Origin of the sequence: Desulfonatronum thiodismutans (assembly GCF_000717475.1) — a bacterium.
In the GTDB taxonomy this organism is placed as follows: Bacteria; Desulfobacterota; Desulfovibrionia; order Desulfovibrionales; family Desulfonatronaceae; genus Desulfonatronum; species Desulfonatronum thiodismutans.
In genome coordinates this window covers 1-17,979 of record NZ_JPIK01000021.1, presented here as the reverse complement: position 1 = coordinate 17,979, position 17,979 = coordinate 1, and the positions used below count along the sequence as shown (strand labels likewise).

The following is a 17,979-nucleotide window of genomic DNA, read 5'->3' as shown; positions in this document are numbered from 1 at the left end:
TCTGCATCATGAGCCCCTGCCAAAGGAAGAATATGCCTACTCACGCTCTTCCACCCCGATCTCGTACCAGTAATCGTCCTGCCCACGCAGCACCAAACGACGCTCCCCCATGCCCTCCACCCGGAACTCGTGCCGCAGTCCGTCCACCATCACTTCCAGTCGGTCCAAAGGCTTAAGCACCCGATACCCACGCAAGGACCGGATATAGACCACGGCCCGGAAGGAATCCTCCGTAAGCAGCAGGCCGCGCAGTTTGACCTCGTCCGCGGCTTTGGGAAAGTCGTAGGCTTCCAGAGGCGGCGAGGGGCTGAAAAACGGCTCTCGGGCCTGAGCTGGAGGGGTCCAGTAGAACATCAGGCAAACGACGAACACGCCGACAAACCCGGCAATAGTTTTAGATCGGTTCAAAACAGACATGACCATGATTCCCGTTATCTGCAATTATTGACTCGTCCATCAAGTCCAAGAGCGCTCCGCCACAAGACTGAAGCGGGCACTATCCCATGATCCATAAATCCATGACAATTCTCAAAACCCAGGGCTTGTCCTCCCTGGAAATGCTGACCTGTTCCACAAGCATCGGCGTGCTGTGGGAGCGTAGATCCCGCAGCAGGGCTATGAACCCCGCGAAATCCCCTTCCGCCGTGACCCTGAACACCCGCCAGGTGAAGAACTTCTTTACTTCGCTTTGGGGAACCACGTTCAAAACGCGCAGGTTACGCCGCTCCATTTCCTGGTAGGCCCAGTGCTGGGCGCGAATCAGGGCTTCCTCGTCGCCGACGCGGATGTCCAGCACATTCAGTTCCTGCTCCAGTTCCGCCAAGGTCTCTCGCTGGCTTTCCAAACGCCGCCGCAATTGAAACGGCTGTTCCGCGGCCTGCATCTCATTGAGCTGGGTGATGCTCCGGTTCAGTTGCTCCCTGGCCCGGACCAGGGCTCGTTGTTGGGGGTCGTAGACATGCTTGAGGTAGAAGAACAGCATGCCCGTGATCACCGCGGCGATCAGGCCGAATTTTTCAAGTTTGGTCAGCTTTCGAGCCACTTCCCGCCTCCAGGTGCATTTCGAACCGATGGGACGCGCCCTTGCCTCGCGCCTGCTGTTGCGGCTCCAGACGTCGCACGACCACGGACAGCCCGGCGTCCTCCCGCAATCGCAGCGCGTATTCGAGAATCGCGGAAGCGGAAACGGCCTCGCCGGATACAAATATCCGCCCCGGCTCGCGCTGGTTTTCACGGACGTCGGACAAGGCCACGGTCATGGGAAGATGAAGAATCAACGCCTCGTACAATTTGATGCGATCCCGTAAGGGCTTGTCCCACTCGTCCCTGACATAGGCCACCTGCCGCCGCAGCTCCCTGACCTGTTCCTCGACTTTCTGAATGTCGCCTTCCAGACGCTTGACCTCGTCGTGCTCCTTCTTGCGCTCGGAGAGCTGGGCCTCGATGTCCCGGCGCCGCTCTGACAGATCACTTTCCTGATAGCGCATCAGCAGATTGTGCCCCAGCAGAACCACGAAGAGAAACGAGGCCGCGGCCAAGGGCATCAGGTAGATGCTCTGCCGGATGCGCACCGCCGGGGGCACGGCGTCGGAAATGCCGATGGCCTGCATGCCTTTGCCGCCCAACTCGCGCATGGCCGCGCCCGCGGCCGTGGCGAACATCGGCCCTTCTTCCGAGCCCGCCGCGGTCAGGCCGGAGGTGCGTTGCAAAAGCACCGGTTCAACTCCAGTAGGAGCCAGGGTGCGCAGAAAGGCCACGATCCGATGATCCATGGCCCCGACCCCGGTCAGAGCCACGGGCAGCGGCCCCGGCGCCTGTCCGAAATTGAAGCGCAAGCTGTCTTCCAGGTCCGTCATGGTCCGCCCGTCCAGGTGCGCCCGGATCATCTCCGCCGTGACGTTCATGGCGTTGATGGCCAGGGTCGAGCCGCCTCGTAGCAGAGCGAACCCCGAGGAGGCCGCGCCGATTTCCAGCACGCCCCGGTCCGACTCTTCGTGCTGATACAACAAGGGCACATGAAAGCAGACCTCGCCGGGATAAACCCGGGCCAGCTTCAACCCGGCCATCCGGAAACGCTCCCTGGCAGCCCGGTAAATGTTCTGTTCCAGCACGGCCACCTGGACCATGATCTCTTCAAGCTCTTCCCGGATTTGCCCCGGCTCCACACGGAGCTTCTCCACCTCCACCCCGGCCAGGGACTGGTGCCCGGGAACGCCGGTATACGTCTCGGCCTCCCACTTCACGGCCTCGGTCAGCAAATGGCTGCGCATGCTCAGAACCCGCTCCCGGTTCATGGGCAGGACTACCAACCGGGCCAGAGGCGTGACGAACACGGTCTGGATGTTTTGTTTGCAGTTCAGGCGGTTGCGGATTTCCTGGAGCTGGGCGATGCCCGGCAGATCATCACCGGCTTCCGGTGCCTTGACCGCCACGAACTCCATAATCTCCCGCTCCCGACCCTTGGCCCGAACCAAAGCCGCCCGAACCTCGTCTTCCACATACTCCACGCCCAGACACAAGGTGCCGGGCATGGGCAGGCGGGACAGGAGCCTGGAGAAACTCGGACGACCGATTTTGGAGGGGGAAATGCGAGACTTTTTCAGTTTGAAAAACACAGTGATTTTTCTATCTTCACCCTTGGAACGCCGACGATGCCAAGTGTGGTGTTTGTTCGTTTGGTAAATGCTTGTTGTTCGTTGTTCATCGTTCTTCGTTCATCGTTCTTCGTTCTTTGTTTGTTGAGAGAAAGGGCTGAGTGGTTGTTCGAGCTGGCTGTGCATCATTCCCCTCCAGGGAGGGGCCGGGGGTGGGTACACGAATCACCACTGCTCCACAAAAATACAAGCTTCAAAAACTATAAACGATGACTGACAAAACGAATTAGAGTTTATTAGAATTACTTCTGACGCAATTCCTGAAGCGCCTCATTCATTTTGAACAAAACAATCATCAGCTCACACCAGATTCTTGCGGCTATTGCTCCACCAACAGCATATACCAACCCCATAAGAAACTTTCCAGCGGTAAACCCTTCATGTCCTCCAAACATTGACCCCAAGCCACTGAATACTGCGACGAAAAGCAGTAACCAATAGACGAGAGTAATAATCTTTGGTGTCAACATTTTGTCGAAATACAGAACGTCATACATGAGTATACTCTCTTTTTTATGGTTGATCGACGGCGCAACACGGGGTTTGAACCCACCCCTAACCCTAACCCCTCCCTGGAGGGGAATTTACGCCGTGCTCCGCATCCTTCTATCAATATGCATCGAAAAAAGGCCCACACACCCGCGAATCCGCAATCCACTCCCCTCCTGGGAGGGGTCGGGGGTGGGTTAAAGGCCTACTGGCACCTACCAAAACCGCGACCCGTCCAAATACAAATTCTGTATCTCTGCCTTCTTAGAGGGATGGCCAAACGCGGGAATAATTTTTTCCCACCGTTTTTGATTAGTGCCATCATTGTATTCGCAAACCAGATACCTCCCGCCGGTAACAGCAGTTCCTGGAAGGGGTTCACCAACATTATTGTCGGAAGTGTAGCGAAAAACCCTAATATTTGCGTCGTTCACATACATTGCCGAACCATAAAGCCGATACCCAATTAACCAAGCATATGGGCCGCTGCCGCCGGGCTGGTAAAGAACACCTGTATTAAAACTGCAATAAAACTCATCGGGATTACCTGTGGCTACCCCAACTCCTCCACAAGCCACCTCCACAAAACCATCACCTAAACCGCCTTGAGGAACCCCATTCAAATCCAGCACCCCGTACAACCTGCATTTAATACTATTGAGGTCTGACGCGCTCAAATTATCAATCCACAAATTATCCACCGTTAAAAACCCGCGATCCCATTCTTCGCGATAAACGACCCGCAGTATATTGTCCGTGTTGTCGTAGAAGCCGGCACCCGACGGCGTATCAACTTTTTCTGTTGAATCCGGCTTATAATCATCAATCTTGAAGTTCTGTTTTTTGCGTTCCAGGTATTCCTGAGTCAGCTCAATGCGTTTGGCAATACTTTCATTCGGGTCAAGCCCTCTATAATCGAACGTCCTTTGAGGGAATTCAAAAACTTCTCCGAGGCCCCCATAATCATAAAAGAACCCGCCGGACTCCCCGCCGGACAGAATCAGGAAGGCGTCCTTATTGTCCAGGTTGAAAAAGTGCAGGGGCTGTTCAAAGGCATCGGAGAGGTACTCCTCAGGTTCAGCCTGTCCAAGCTTTGCATGATTATCTATGGGTTTGGGGATGTACGGCGTGCGCCAGCCAATGCCATTATCAGTGCTCTGTAAACTTGGATCCTCGATACTCTCCCTGTCCCACATTCCACGGGGTTGGCCGTAGGTGTAGTCGGCTGTTGTGGCAGAATTCGGATCACGCCATTGACGCTCCCAAATGCCCTTGGGGAGATCACAATCAAAGCCCACCGTTTGACTGTTCTGGCTGGTGCATTGAAGCGCCCCTTCCACTCGCAGGCAATTTCGGCTCTCTATACTGCCTGCAGTACCCCGAACATAACTGCCGCTGAGGATGTCACCGTTCTCGTCACGGACCTCGCCGGGCTGCACTTCCCACTCGTTTGTGCCACCGACCTCCATGCAGACAGTTCCGTCGCAGGGATAGGGGTGACCGCCGGTTGTCTCCAAACTGTTGGGATCCCGATCAAACCTGCACACATAATTAAACAGCTCCGGCCAATCCAGCAGATCCCCGGTATACCCTGTATTCGGGCCGGACGGGGATTCGCCGATCAGGGCGCGGACGATGTTTTGTTCGATTCGGTCTTCGGTGAGAAATATCAGTTTGGTGGTAACGCTGCTCCGGCGGGAGGAATGGGTCTTTACCGCCTTCCAGTCGCTCTTATGCAACGCCCTGACAATCTTGCCCTGGTTTTCTGAGGAATCCGGGTCGCAGTCCTGCCCATAACCATCATCCTCGTACCCAAATCCGCGCGGCCCCAGTGAGACAATGCAGAATGTTTCGCCGTTATCCGTAATAAAAAACCGAAACGCCCGGTTCCAACCGTCCGTGAGCTGTTCATTACCTTGCAGGAGGTGAAAATATTCACGGTCCGTTGGATATAATCCCTCGTATTCCGCCTGATTCTTGGCATAGTGCCTTCCCAGGGCCGGGTTACGGGTCACAGGCGGAGTTAGGTAGGGGCCTTTCCAGTCGTCGCCTGTGATATCCGGCGAAGTCTTATCAGTGAGATACCTGGTCCACAGCCCTCTGGGCTGGCCCAGACTTTCCTTCTTTGTGTCGGACACTTTCTGGAACGGTAGCCATTGGAAGCGCCCGGCCTCGTTAAATGCTCCACGCACGCCTCCCAGGCCCGAGCCCCCCGGCTCATACAAATCCGGCCACTCCCCCATATCCCCTACATACCCGCCAATAATCCGACTCATGTCGTACGGATCCTTGACCTGATCATGTCCGAGTATGGCTTCAACGATGGAGTCCATTTTCTCGGTGGTCACCCGCTCCCGCTGCGAGTCGTCCAAAGTCCCCCGCATGGGCCAGATCATGGCCGCCATAAGGCCCATGATTCCGACCACGACGAGGACTTCCAGGAGGGTGAAGCCGTTGGGTTTCATGTTGGTATGTTCGTCGTTCTTCGTTCGTTGTTAAAAAAAGGGCTGAAACCTGAGGGCTGAAACCTGAAATTCCTACGCGCGCCCCCCTGCTCCATTCCCTCATCCCTCCGCCCTATCTTTTCTTCAGGTCTCAGGTTTCAGCCCTCAGCCCTATCTTTTCAGCCCTATCTCTTCATCTCACCCAAGAAGGAGAAACCGCTTGGAGGACTCGTACGAGGTGAACGAGGCGAACAATCCCCCTCTTGGGTGGCATGCAAAGATAAAAGCAAGTCATTTTCAAAATCCACGGGAGGAGCCGGAAAGCTCCTCCCGCGGGGTTGAAGGTTGGAATGGAGGATTAGGTCAGGTCTATATCCAGCCTAGTCTTCGAAGAATTCTTCCAAAGCTTCTTCAGCGGCTGTGCGGGCAGCTTCAGTATCGTCAGCGGCGGCGTAGATCGCCCATTCCTCGAACTCCTCAGCCGTGGCGAAACGATGGCCTTCCGGGCATTGGGTGATGAACATGTAGCCAGCCTGGGCTTCTTTCAGGTCGAACTCACGATAGGAGCCGCCGTTGGCCTTGGCGAACAGGTAGGTCATCATGTCGTCGTCGTAGCGAGCAACGGTGGCTTCCAGGCGAGGCAGGAGCACGTTGTAGTTGTTCCAATGCACATCGTCTTTGTTGATCCCGCCGGGGCACAAGCCGGCAGCGGAGATCATGCCTTCCTTGATCAGGTCGGAATCCGGGCCGATGCCCAGCATGATGCGGCCGAGCCAATCCGGGTTGCCCCATTCGTCGTAGTCAGAATTAAGAACGCCGGCAGTCGTAACCACGCCGGGGCCGGTCAGGTCGGCATCTACATCTTCAGCACCCATGCCGACCATGAGCACGCCCAGGCCTTCGGAAACTCCAACACGACGCAGGGTGGACTCCCGGTCGCCTTCAGCAACGGGATCATCCGCAGCATAGGCGTTAGTATGGCTACCGATTGTACCCTCATAGTTGTAGGCATTCAGGTTGTACACAGAGCCGATGCCCATGGCGCGCAGTTCTTTCGCCTCATCCTCGTCCAGGATATGCACCTGGAACAGGTTGCGATCAAAGAACTCCTCGAAGAATGTGGCCTGGCCCTCGTCCGGGTATTCCAGTTCGCCTGTGTGGGTAGGCCGGAAGTATGCAGCACCATCATCAGATTCATCCACTAGGTTGACCATGCCGCCGGGCAGTCTGCCTTTCTGTTCACTATACGCGGACAGGGCTGAGATCATCCGCTGCTGGTTCGTGTCGCACACCACGTCGATGGTGCCGTCGGTGATGCCCGCGAAGCGCGGGGCGACCATGGCGACCAGGAAGCCCATGATGGCCACGACCACCAGGATTTCCAATAGGGTGAAGCCCTGCTGTCCTTTTTTCCGGTTCATTTTCCGTTTCAACATTTGGTTTACTCCGTATTCAATAATGAGGGTTTGAATGGAGCAGCAACTCACCCCCAGAGTCTACCGCGAAACAAAATAACCACGAACTCGAATCTTCCAGGCCGGTGAAGAGAATCCCCGCCTACGTCATCCCTGACGTACTCAAATCCTCCCCACCAACTCTCCCCTTCCGGTCCCTCGCCGCGACAGGGGAAGCGTTTTACTTGGTCGGCATCACCTCCTTTAGGGATGAAAAGAAAGGGCTGAGGGCTGAAACCTGAAACTTGAGGGTTGAAACCTGAAGTTGGTTTCCGGTATAATGATAATCCGCTGTTTCATCCCGCCAAACCTCGTTCTCCATCACAATTTCAAATCATCCACACTTTTCAGGCCTCAACCCTCAACCTAATCTCTATCTTTTCAGGTTTCAGTCCTCAGCACTATATCCCAGGCCTTACGGCAACTCACTCACGTTAAAAACCAAGCTCCAGCGCAAATCCTGCTCCGTGGGCATGGAAGCGAAATCCCAGGTCGCGTGGGGTTCCAGCAGATCAACGACCCGCTTGGCGTACTGGGCGACACCATCCTGGATCACGCCGGGACCGTTAACAATCTCTCCGGCTGTCAAATTTGTCCCGGCGGGATAGCCCACGGCAACGATCTGCCCGCGGTTGGGGTTTGCGGGATCATTAAAGTTGGCCGGGAGGTTCCGTGCGGAGTTGGTGTCCACGATATTGGCGAACGTGGCCGCCTTGAGCCGCTCGGAAGTGGCTGTCAGCCGGGGCATGAGGATGTAGTAGCCGTCCCAGGTGTAGTTTTCCGTGGTGGTGGCCACCGGGGTGCGGCCGGCATTGGAGGCCATGCCGCTGGTGACCAGTTCGGTTTCCGGTCCCAGCCCGAACACGATACGCCCGAAACTGTCCGCGCGGGGAGCGGACGGCGGACGGGGAGCACCGACATATAAGAATTCCGTGGCGTCATCCGCCTCGAACCCGACTATGGACATGGCCACGCCCACGCCTTCACGCGGCACCACGGCCTCCATGTGCGGTCGCTTGGCATTTTCCGCAACCACTTCAACATTATTCCAATTGTAAGTTCGCTCGGTATGAGTGGCATCAGCTCTCCTTCCCACCGTGTCCCCGGCCTCAACAGTACTCCCATTCCAAGACGACCCCAAAACTTCGCCGTACTGGTTCAGGTTGTACATCCGGCTGACGCCCAGGTTGCGCAGTTCTTTTGCCTCGGCATCGTTCAGAATATGGATCATGAACTTGTGGTTGTTGTTGTGGTTGAAGCGCAGCACCTCGGGCCCGTCTCCGGGATCCTCGTTGTCCACGTAGGGGATCTGGTAGCGGGCATCCGCCAAAGTATCACCATCGGTCATCACCAGATTGACCAGTCCACTGGGATAACGGCTTTTTTGCTCATAGAACGCCGAAATCATCTGGTCTCCCCTGCTCTTGCTGGTGTCGCCGACAACCTGAACCGTCCCTTCGGTGACCCCCGCGAACCGCGGCGCGACCATGGCCACCAAAAAGCCCATGATAGCCACCACCACCAGGATTTCCAGCAGGGTGAAGCCCTGCTCTCCTCGCCTGTACCGCTTCCTCAAGCCTGTCATGACAAACCTCCGTTTCCGTGCTTCCGCGTCGATCCCCCACGGACCACGGCGCAGCCGCTTGATAGAAATCGTTGCCTCTTCATCGCCAGTCCCGCACCGGCCGATACCGTTTTTCGAAACTTTTCTCTTTCAGGCCGCCTATTGCTCCGCGGCCTGAGCCCGGGCAGCGCGGCGCTGTTCCCGGCCAAGCCTGTCCAGTTCGCCGGGGTTGATATGCCCCCAGGAAACAAAGGTGAATACGTCGGACGTTTCGAACAGATCTTCAGGGGCCATGGTCGGAAAAACATCCTGCACAAGCCGGCGGGCCTCGACGCGCCGCTGTCGCTCGGCATCCGTAATGGTTCCGGCCTTCTGCTTGGCGCGCAGATCGAACCAGTCCGCGGGCCACAAGCCGTCCTTGTACTTGACGACCACGCCCTGCATGGTGGACTTGCGGTAGAACTGGAACACGAAGTTCTCCGCGCCGCCGCTGATCCCGGCGGGCGGCCAGGTCCGCTGCCTGGGGTCGTCGCGCATCAACAGGTCCAGAAAGTCGATGCTTCCACCCGCCGACGGCGTAACGATCACCAAGTCCGCCAAATCCGCGGGCTCGTCGCCGAACAGCACCCGCAAACCATGACTCGTTGCCAGAAAGGCCGATGACGAACTCATGCAGCTGTTGCCGTAAAACTCGAAAACATCGGTCAAGGCCAATTGTCGCGTCTGGCCGTTCTTGACGATGGTAATGGGCGGCAGGTTCTCTATCTCAGCCGGATATTTACTGCCAAAGACCGGGCCGGGCGAGATCCACGTTCCCAAAATCAAGGCCAAACTCAGCAAACCAGCCCCCACCGTCTTCCTTTGCAACACCGTCATTCCGTTTACTCCTTTCGTATTGATCGATCCGTGACGAAACGTCGGCCATCCAATCATGCTTTCCAGTCACAACATCGACGCCTTCGCGTCAGCTATTCATCGGATTGCGCACGGGCTTTTCGCCGCTGTTCCCGAATCAACCGATCCATCTCACCCTGTTCAAGATGGCCCCAGGCGACGAAGGTGAAGACCTCGGGCTCGGTAAACAGCTCCTGAGGGGGCGTACTGGGGAAATTCTCAATGACGGAGCGGCGATCATTTTTACGCTTCTCGGCCTCGGCTTCGGTAATGGTTCCGGCCTTGGCCTTTTCGCGCAAATCAAACCAGTCCGACGGCCACAACCCGTCTTTCAGACCAAAGGTCACACCCTGCATCGTGGACTTGCGATAGAATTGAAACACGAAATTCTCAGCTCCCATTTCAATGCCGGCGGGAGGCCAGGTGCGCTGGGACTGGTCTTCGCCTTTCATGGCCAGATCAAATAAATCCATCGGTCCGCCCGCGGATCTGCTGATCAATAGCAAATCGTTCAAATTTGGAGTTTCTTCACCAAACAACAACTCCAACCCATAACGCATGGCCATGAAGCCCATGGTCGCCCCTGGGCAAGCGTTGCCGTGATAATCGTAGGCGTCGGTCATGGTGATGGAACGAATCTCTCCATCCTGTACAACGGTAATCGGAGGCGTGTTCAGAGCCGAAGCCGGATATTTCTTCTCCGCCGCCCCAACGACACTCCCCAACCCGACCACCACGGCCATGACCAAACAAACAACCCCGCCACGAAAACAACCAACGAACCCGCACATAAATCCTCCGAGATTTTACTGTGAAATAAGGTGAACAAAGGAACGAAACCTGAAATTGGTTTGCGGTATCATGTTTATCCGCTGTTTCATCCCCGCCAAACCTCGCTCACCCCCACACAATTCCAAATCATCCCCACTTTCACCCCTGACTCCTGAGCCCAATCTTTTCAGCCCTCAGGTTTCAGGTCTCATCCCTCAGCCCTCTCTTTATTGATCGACCGGCACGACCGACGCCCCGTTCCCACGCTTCCCAAAACAACGCATGGAGGAGCGTCGTTTTGTTTCGGCGTGGGGGTTTTGGAGCGCCGGTCGTGTGGTGCGTACCTGTCGGGATGGATTGTTGATGGAGTCTGCCTGACAGATTTGCCGGTGATCAACGGTACGCACCACTTGCCGCTCGTCATCGTCGTTACGGAAGGTCGCCCCGGGTGGACGGACGATCTGGGAGGTAGGGAACGGCTGTTCGCGGGAGACATGGAGGGGCGCATCACTTCCCCTCCTCGCGAGCGCCTTCCGGCCAGTCCACCACGAAGCGGTATTCCTTGCCGCTGCTGACGATGATTTCTTTCTGACCCCGTCTGAGGAAGCGCATCTCCACGGTGACGGTCCCGAAACCGTCGTGGAGATAGAGGTCGGTATAGAGTTCGAGGATCTTTTCGAGGATCGGAGTATGCACTCCGCGCAATACATTGGTCACGCCCGTCTCCTGTTTCGTTTCCCGCCCATTGTCCGAACTCTGAACCGGGTTCGGCCTGGACGCGTGATGTGAACAGTCGGGTCGACCGAGCGGGCCGGACGATGCACCAGAGTAGATCATTCGAACGGATTGCACTTTATACATACAAGGTAAGGATTCCAATTATCATTTTCCTGTTTCCGTTAATCTCCACCATACCCACAGCAGAACAAGACGCCCGCCCTTGCCGATCCGGGCGGAATAGCCTGAAAATGTACCGACACAAAAAAAAGCGGGACTACGGCGCAACAGGGAAAAAGAATCTTTTCCCCACATATGTGCCGTCGTCCCGCCCCCACTTGCTCCGCGACCGCTTGCGCGTCCGAAACCCGTAGAACGATCCGTGACCAAATTCGAGTGTACCTCTAGCCCGGAATGAAAAACCTGTCAAGCGATTTGAAAATTATTTTCAAGACCAGTGACTTTTTGTTCTTCGTTCGTGGTTCTTCGTTCGCTTCACCCCGTCCACCCGCCACCAACCCCTGGCCCCTCCCAGGAGGGGAATGGATTGCGGTTGGTTGGGAACTGGGTAATGTTATTGTGGTCGAGCTGGGAGGTGGATGGAAGCACGGTGCAAGCTCCCCTCCTGGGAGGGGATAAAGGGGTGGGTTAAGGTTTTGTCGTGCTGGAGGTGTGGTCTCGGCGGTCAACGTCCACCCGGCAACCCACCCCTGACCCCTCCCAGGAGGGGATTAGTCCGCGATTCCTTGGGGATTCAACTTTCCACCTCAACCTTCGCATATCCTCCAATCCCCAACCAAGAACAACGAACGAAGAACAAACCAAAAACGCCTCCTCCAGCCCTCAGGTCTCAGGTCTCAGGTCTCATCCCTCAGCCCTGCCTTGCCAGCTCCTTTGCCCGTGCAGACATGGCAGCGATAATCAGCGCCCGGACACTGCTCTGACGCGGATTCGGTCCGCACGTCGGTTTTGCGCAGCACCCGTTCACACATGATTCGGGTGACCAACAAATCCAACGTACAGCACTCGTCCGCCACTTCGGCTTCCAGCAGCATGTCGACCATCAGCCCGCAGAGTTCCGGATCGAACTGGCTTCCGGCGTTGCGGCGGAGTTCCTCGATGGAGCCGCCCAGGGTCAGCCGGTTCCGATAGGCGCGGGATTCCATCATGGCTGAAAAGCTGTCCGCGAGACAGAGAATCCGGGCCCCATAGGGGATGTTCCCGCCACGCAACCGATTCGGGTAGCCTCGGCCGTCCCAACGTTCATGATGGTGCAGGATCATCTTGGCGATGCCCGTGGACCCGTTCATGATATGCACCGGGCCGACGATTCTGGCCCCGGTGGCCGGGTGTTGGCGGATCATGGCCCATTCCGTATCGGTCAGGGGCTCGCGTTTGCACAGCACCTCGTCCGGGATGCCGATTTTGCCGATGTCGTGCAGATGGCCGGCAATGTGGATCACTTCGGCCTGATGGATGGACATGCCCGCTCGCAGGGCCAGGCAACGAGCCAGATCGGCCACCTGCCGGGAATGGAAACTGGTGGAGTGGTCCTTGGCATCGATGGCGTTTCCCAGCGAAGCCGCGATCTGGTGCAGGGACTCGCAGATCCCGGCATCGCCTCCGACCTTGTTCGAGGCCCCGCCTCCCATCGACTCCATCCGCGAATGGAAAACTTCCGACTCCATGAACATGTTATCCGCGCTCCTTGTGCACATTTACGCGACTTCCGCCGTTGCGCTTGGCCTCGTAGGCGGCCTGATCCGCGGAGGACAGCATCCGCACGGCGTCGTCGAGATACCCGTCCTCGGTCCTGATCATTGTCGCGACGCCAATGCTCAGGCTGGTTTCGCCAATCCGAATTTCGTTGTAGGCCCGCAGGATACGCCCCGCGATGACCTCGGACCGCTCCAAATCGATGCCCACCAGCAGAACGCCGAACTCGTCGCCGCCGTAGCGGAACGGAACATCGACGCCATCCCGGACATTGGCGCGAATAATCGCGCCCAGGTTGCGGAGCAGATCGTCCCCGGCCTGGTGGCCGTAAGTATCATTGACCGCCTTGAACTTGTCCGCGTCCAGAAAGAGCATGGTCAGCGGACGTTCCGTGGTTCTGGCCTCATGGGCCAACTCGCTCAGCTTTTCCTCCATCCCCCGCCGGTTGTACAACCCGGTGAGCTGATCCCGCATGGACATATCCGCGAAACGAAGCCGATCCTTGTGGGTCTTGGCCAGCTCCGCCTCCAACTGCATCTCCCGGCGGGAAATGACATGGGCCATCCAGTTCAGGTTACGCTTGAGAACCAGAACGTCCCGCTCCTCGTCCACCTGGGCGGGCAAATCAAACTTGACGTGATAATTCCCGCCCTTGAGCTTCAGGCAAAACCGCTCCACCTCCCGCAGATCGCGCATGACCAGATAGTCGGCCACGCCCCTGGAAAGGGGGCCGATAAAAGCCAGTGTCCCGACCAGGGCGATGATGAAGTAGGTTTGCAGGTCCGCCGGGCGGGATTCCAGCAAGATCAGCCCGCCGATGGACGGCAGAACGACCAGGGCGATGAGCAGCAGCCGAACCTTGATGGTCACGCTCCACCCGTAGACAAAGTCCACCACCGGCCGAAGCAACGCGTCGTACAGCCGCGTCGCCGCACCGGGCTTGTCCACGGTCATGGATACATCCGACATAAGTTTATCCTTGATTTGCAACACATATTCCGCTCACTCACCCTACTCAATACGCCCCTAAACCAGCAAAAAGCACCTATTCGCAAACAAGTCGACTGTCAATAAATTTGAAAACAACTTTCAATATCTCGGCACAAAATTTCTTGTTTTTTGTTCGTTGTTCTTCGTTCTTTGTTCGTCGTTGGCGGTTTGCGGAGGTGTTGGGGCACTAACCGTCAATCCGGCGCGGGTTGATTGGTTGAGCAAGCAAAGCCACCAGCCGGACTCCACTCCCATCGCGCCAAAAAACGAAGAACAAAGAACGAAAAAACGACGAACGCCCCCCCCCTCAGCCCTTTCCTCTCCCCTCAAACACCCCGTTCCCCAACACCGCCTGGATCTCTTCCTCGCGCATCCCGGCCTTGGTTTCCAGGAGCCGGATTTCGTCCAGGGGGTCGAACAGTGGGTAGTCGCTGCCGAACAGCAGCCGTTCCCTGGGATGCTTGCGCAGCAGTCCGCGCAGGAGATCCTTGGGAATGAACCGCAGGGAGCTGGAGGTGTCCAGATACACGTCGGTCCCGGCCAGGACCTCCAGGGCCTGTTCCCAATGCAGATAGCCGCCGAAATGCGCCGCGATGATCGTCAGTTTCGGAAAATCTCGGCGGATTTTGGCCAGTTTGGCCGGACTGGACGGATTCAGATCCGGAGGAAGCCGGTCGCCGACGTGAAACATGAGCGCGAACCGGTTGCCGATGGCCTCGAAAAACGGATGCAGGACCGGATCGTCAAGCCGGAATCCCTGAAAGTCCGGATGAAACTTCAGGCCCCTGATCCCGGCCCCCTCCAGGCGGACAAGTTCCTGTTCCCAACCCGCGAACCCGGGATGCAGGGTTCCGAAGGCGATCAACTCGGGATGCTCGGCCTGGATGAACATGGACCAGTTGTTCGCCGGCACGACCTGATCCGGGGTGGTGGCCGCGGTATGCACCGCCGCCTTGTCGATCCCGGCCCGCCGCAACCGGAACAGTAAATCCTCGGGCAACCCCGTGCCCACGGGAAGTATCCCGTAATGGGCGTGCAATTGGGCCAGGACTTTGTGAGCAATCTTGGGGTGGAAGGCGTGGGTGTGCCAGTCGGTGCGCATGGTCGTTGCGTGATGGTCCAAGGCCTGGTTATTCGTGAAAAAAACAGCCCGCTTTGCGTAAAGCAGCGGGCGATTGGGAGATCGCGAAACCGGAAGGCTATCAGTCAAAGAAGGATTGCTTGTCAACCGGAACCAATTCCTTCCGCCGAGCCCCGGTCCGCCCTGCCCGCCGATGCCATTCTCACGGTATTCATGCCGCCTCGAAAAAATGATAAAAATTGGACATTATCCGGGCTGTACACTGTCGTCTCCTGTGATAATATAAACGATATCTGTCATAACTGAGTGTTCAGAAAGTCCTTATCCACAGTCCGTTCAAAAACCCCAGGTGCAAGGAGCAAAAAAAAGTTCAAGGTCGAAACGTATTTATTCATACGTGAGAGTTTGAACTTTTCGCGGCGACGCAGCAATTGGGAGTTTTTCAACGGACTGATAATCCTTCAATTTACCTTCGGCCTCCAGCCGAACAAAAAAAGGGGGTTCAGAATGCGGGAAGCCGCGGCTCACAAAGGTGTGGGCAATGAGTTGCTGCAGTTGGTCACGTTTCACATCGGCGACGAGGAGTTCGGCGTGGAGATCCTCAAGGTTCAGGAGATCATCCGGATGATGGGGATCACCCGGGTGCCCAAAGCCCCGGACTTCGTGGAAGGCGTGATCAATCTACGCGGCAAGGTCATCCCGATCATCGACCTGCGCAAGCGCTTCGGGATGGTCTCCCAGGAACACGACAGCCAGACCCGGATCATTGTTCTGGAAATCAATACGGTGATCGTCGGTTTCGTGGTGGATTCCGTCTCCGAAGTCCTGCGCATCCCGGCCAACACCGTGGAACCGCCGCCGGCGATCATTTCCGGGATCGAATCCGAGTATATCAGCGGCGTGGGCAAGCTGGCGGACAGACTCCTGATCTTACTGGACCTGGACCACTTATTAAGCAGAGGCGAACAGAGTATGCTTTCGGGCATCTAACCCGCACCTGGAAGGAGCAATCACCATGCTGAAAAGCATCTCCGTCGGAATGAAGGTGTCGTTGACGGTTGGCATTGCCGCGGCGATTATTTTCGGAGTCATCATCTGGTCGTCCTCGACCGCTCTCCATGAAATTTCCCTGAACAGGGTTCATGAAGCCATGGACATGGAAGGGCGCATCGGGGCTGAGCAAATCCGGGCGTACCTGGAAGTAGAGTTAAACAGGGCCGGGGACTTGGGGGCGGCTTTGCTGGGATTAAAAAACTCGGGCGACGCGTCCCGGGAGACCGGCGTGGAAATATTACGGACCGTGCTGCGCGAAAACCAGCACGTACTCGGTGTCTGGGTCTGTTTCGAGCCGAACGCCTTTGACGGCCTGGACGGGCTCTACGCCCATGCGCCCGGGCATGACGCCTCGGGGCGCTTCATCCCCTATGCCAGCCGGTCCGGAAACGTGATCTCCGTCGCTCCGCTGGAAGACTACGACAAGCCGGGACCGGGGGATTATTATCTCAAGGCCAGAAATTCCGGCGCGGAAGCGATCATTGATCCCTACTACTATAACGTAGGAGGCAAAGAGACCCTGCTCGTCACGGTCAGCGCTCCCATCCTGGAGAATGGTCGGGTCATCGGCGTGGCCGGAGTGGACCTGAGCACGGACCGAATCCAGGCCATGGTGGGAACCATCAAACCTTTAGGCGAAGGCTACGCTTTTCTTTTTTCCAACAACACCACGTACGTGGCCCACCCCAACCCGGAGCAGATCGGCAAATCGATCCTGGAAGTCCGGTCCGACGCCCAAGAGCGGGACCGGGATGTTCGTCAGGGCAGGCGCAGGATTGAGGAAAGCAGATCCCTGGCCACGGGGCTGACGACATACTTCGTCTTCACGCCCATCAACATCGGACGGACCCAGACCCCCTGGTCCCTGGCCATCACCGCGCCCATCGACACGCTGATGGCCGACACCAAAAGCACCGTGAATCTAAGCGTGATCAAGGGCGTCGCGGGCCTGCTGATTCTTTTGGGCCTGATTTTCCTGCTGAATCGCTACCTGGTCGCCAAGCCCATTCAGGGCTTGATGCTTTTTTCCGAAGCCGTGGCCAAGGGCGATTTACAGGCTCGCTCGAATATTGATCAGAACGACGAGATCGGCAAGTTGAATCAGAATATTCAAAAAATGGTCGCTGCCCTGGTCTCCAAAATGAAGGAGGCCGAACACCAGTCCGAACTGGCCCGCCAGGAGACCGAGAAGGCCCAGGTCGCCACCCAGGAAGCAGAGGAAGCCCGAGCCCAGGCCGAAACGGCCAAGCGCGACGGCATGCTTCAGGCCGCGACCAACATCGAAGGCGTGGTGGAACGCATGACCTCGGCCTCGGAAGAACTCTCGGCCCAGGTGGAAGAGGCCAGCCGAGGGGCTGAGGAGCAGACGAACCGGACCGGCGAGACGGCCACGGCCATGGAGGAGATGAACGCCACGGTCTTGGAAGTGGCCAAAAACGCCTCCCAGGCCGCCGAAGCGTCGGACATGGCCCGGACCAAGGCCGTAGACGGGGCCAAGGTGGTCAGCGACTCGGTCAAGGCTATCAACACGGTGCAGACCCAGGCCCAGGAGATGAAGAACAACCTGGATCAGCTCGGTCGCCAGGCCGAACAGATCGGCAAGATCATGACCGTGATCGAGGACATCGCGGACCAGACCAACCTGTTGGCCCTGAACGCGGCCATCGAGGCGGCCCGGGCCGGGGATGCCGGGCGGGGGTTCGCCGTGGTGGCCGACGAAGTGCGCAAACTGGCCGAGAAGACCATGAACGCCACCAAGGAAGTGGGCGAGGCCATCTCCGCCATTCAGCAGGGCACCCAGGCCAACATCCGGGGCATGGATCAGTCCGTGAGTGCCATTGGGGACGCCACCAGACTGGCCAACCAGTCCGGGGACGCGTTGCGGGAAATCCTGGCCCTGGCCGAGCAAGCCGCGGACCAGGTCCGCTCCATCGCCACGGCCGCGGAACAGCAATCCGCCACCAGCGAGGAGATCAACCGCGGGGTGGAGGACATCAACCGGATATCCTCGGAAACCAGCGAGGTCATGAACCAGTCGGCCCAGGCCATCTCCGAACTGGCCCAGCAGGCCGTAGAGTTGCAGGATTTGGTGCAACGGATGAAGAGCGGCTGAAAAGTCCCGATTGATTACGGACTCAACTTTCGGGGTTGC

15 protein-coding genes are annotated in these 17,979 nt (G+C 57.4%); 2 read left to right on the top strand and 13 right to left on the bottom strand.

Annotated elements, in window-relative coordinates; genetic code table 11:
- Window positions 1-36: 36 nt before the first annotated feature.
- The 13 genes from GY33_RS0115540 to GY33_RS0115475 all read right to left on the bottom strand — a co-directional run bounded on the left by GY33_RS0115540 (window position 37) and on the right by GY33_RS0115475 (window position 14,795).
- The gene (locus GY33_RS0115540) at window positions 37-417 is read right to left on the bottom strand and encodes a hypothetical protein (RefSeq protein ID WP_031388213.1); all 381 of its coding nucleotides are present in this window, start codon (window positions 415-417) and stop codon (window positions 37-39) included.
- A gap of 79 nt (window positions 418-496) precedes the next feature.
- Window positions 497-1,042, bottom strand: coding sequence for a hypothetical protein (locus GY33_RS0115535; RefSeq protein WP_031388212.1), 546 nt, complete (start codon window positions 1,040-1,042; stop codon window positions 497-499).
- Complete coding sequence (locus tag GY33_RS0115530; RefSeq protein WP_031388211.1) at window positions 1,017-2,615, bottom strand: hypothetical protein; 1,599 nt, start codon at window positions 2,613-2,615, stop codon at window positions 1,017-1,019. The genes GY33_RS0115535 and GY33_RS0115530 overlap by 26 nt, the downstream gene beginning before the upstream one ends.
- Window positions 2,616-2,896: 281 nt before the next feature.
- Window positions 2,897-3,151 (bottom strand): DUF4282 domain-containing protein, encoded by a 255-nt coding sequence (locus tag GY33_RS0115525; protein ID WP_031388210.1) that lies wholly within the window; start codon window positions 3,149-3,151, stop codon window positions 2,897-2,899.
- A 207-nt stretch (window positions 3,152-3,358) separates the two neighbouring features.
- Entirely contained in the window at window positions 3,359-5,608 is a 2,250-nt protein-coding gene (locus GY33_RS0115520) for a type II secretion system protein (RefSeq protein ID WP_031388209.1), read from the bottom strand.
- 359 nt (window positions 5,609-5,967) lie between these two features.
- Window positions 5,968-7,023: a type II secretion system protein gene (locus GY33_RS20000; protein WP_051822708.1), complete on the bottom strand. Its 1,056-nt coding sequence runs from the start codon at window positions 7,021-7,023 to the stop codon at window positions 5,968-5,970.
- Between the two features lie 433 nt (window positions 7,024-7,456).
- Window positions 7,457-8,626, bottom strand: coding sequence for a type II secretion system protein (locus tag GY33_RS0115505; RefSeq protein WP_031388207.1), 1,170 nt, complete (start codon window positions 8,624-8,626; stop codon window positions 7,457-7,459).
- A gap of 138 nt (window positions 8,627-8,764) precedes the next feature.
- On the bottom strand, window positions 8,765-9,481 hold the full coding sequence (locus GY33_RS0115500) for a hypothetical protein (protein ID WP_031388206.1): 717 nt from the start codon (window positions 9,479-9,481) through the stop codon (window positions 8,765-8,767).
- A gap of 92 nt (window positions 9,482-9,573) precedes the next feature.
- Window positions 9,574-10,290, bottom strand: coding sequence for a hypothetical protein (locus tag GY33_RS21370; protein ID WP_031388205.1), 717 nt, complete (start codon window positions 10,288-10,290; stop codon window positions 9,574-9,576).
- Between the two features lie 487 nt (window positions 10,291-10,777).
- Complete coding sequence (locus GY33_RS0115490; RefSeq protein WP_199221549.1) at window positions 10,778-10,987, bottom strand: hypothetical protein; 210 nt, start codon at window positions 10,985-10,987, stop codon at window positions 10,778-10,780.
- Between the two features lie 857 nt (window positions 10,988-11,844).
- The gene (locus tag GY33_RS0115485; protein ID WP_235185541.1) at window positions 11,845-12,681 is read right to left on the bottom strand and encodes an HD-GYP domain-containing protein; all 837 of its coding nucleotides are present in this window, start codon (window positions 12,679-12,681) and stop codon (window positions 11,845-11,847) included.
- Window position 12,682: 1 nt separating this feature from the next.
- Window positions 12,683-13,672: a GGDEF domain-containing protein gene (locus GY33_RS19370; protein WP_051822707.1), complete on the bottom strand. Its 990-nt coding sequence runs from the start codon at window positions 13,670-13,672 to the stop codon at window positions 12,683-12,685.
- Window positions 13,673-14,000: 328 nt separating this feature from the next.
- Window positions 14,001-14,795, bottom strand: a complete 795-nt coding sequence (locus GY33_RS0115475) for an amidohydrolase family protein (RefSeq protein ID WP_031388202.1) — start codon at window positions 14,793-14,795, stop codon at window positions 14,001-14,003.
- A 486-nt stretch (window positions 14,796-15,281) separates the two neighbouring features.
- On the opposite strand from GY33_RS0115475, the gene GY33_RS0115470 reads away from it, so the two are divergent.
- Complete coding sequence (locus tag GY33_RS0115470) at window positions 15,282-15,764, top strand: chemotaxis protein CheW (protein ID WP_051822745.1); 483 nt, start codon at window positions 15,282-15,284, stop codon at window positions 15,762-15,764.
- Between the two features lie 25 nt (window positions 15,765-15,789).
- Window positions 15,790-17,940 (top strand): methyl-accepting chemotaxis protein, encoded by a 2,151-nt coding sequence (locus GY33_RS0115465; protein ID WP_031388200.1) that lies wholly within the window; start codon window positions 15,790-15,792, stop codon window positions 17,938-17,940.
- Window positions 17,941-17,979 lie beyond the last annotated feature (39 nt).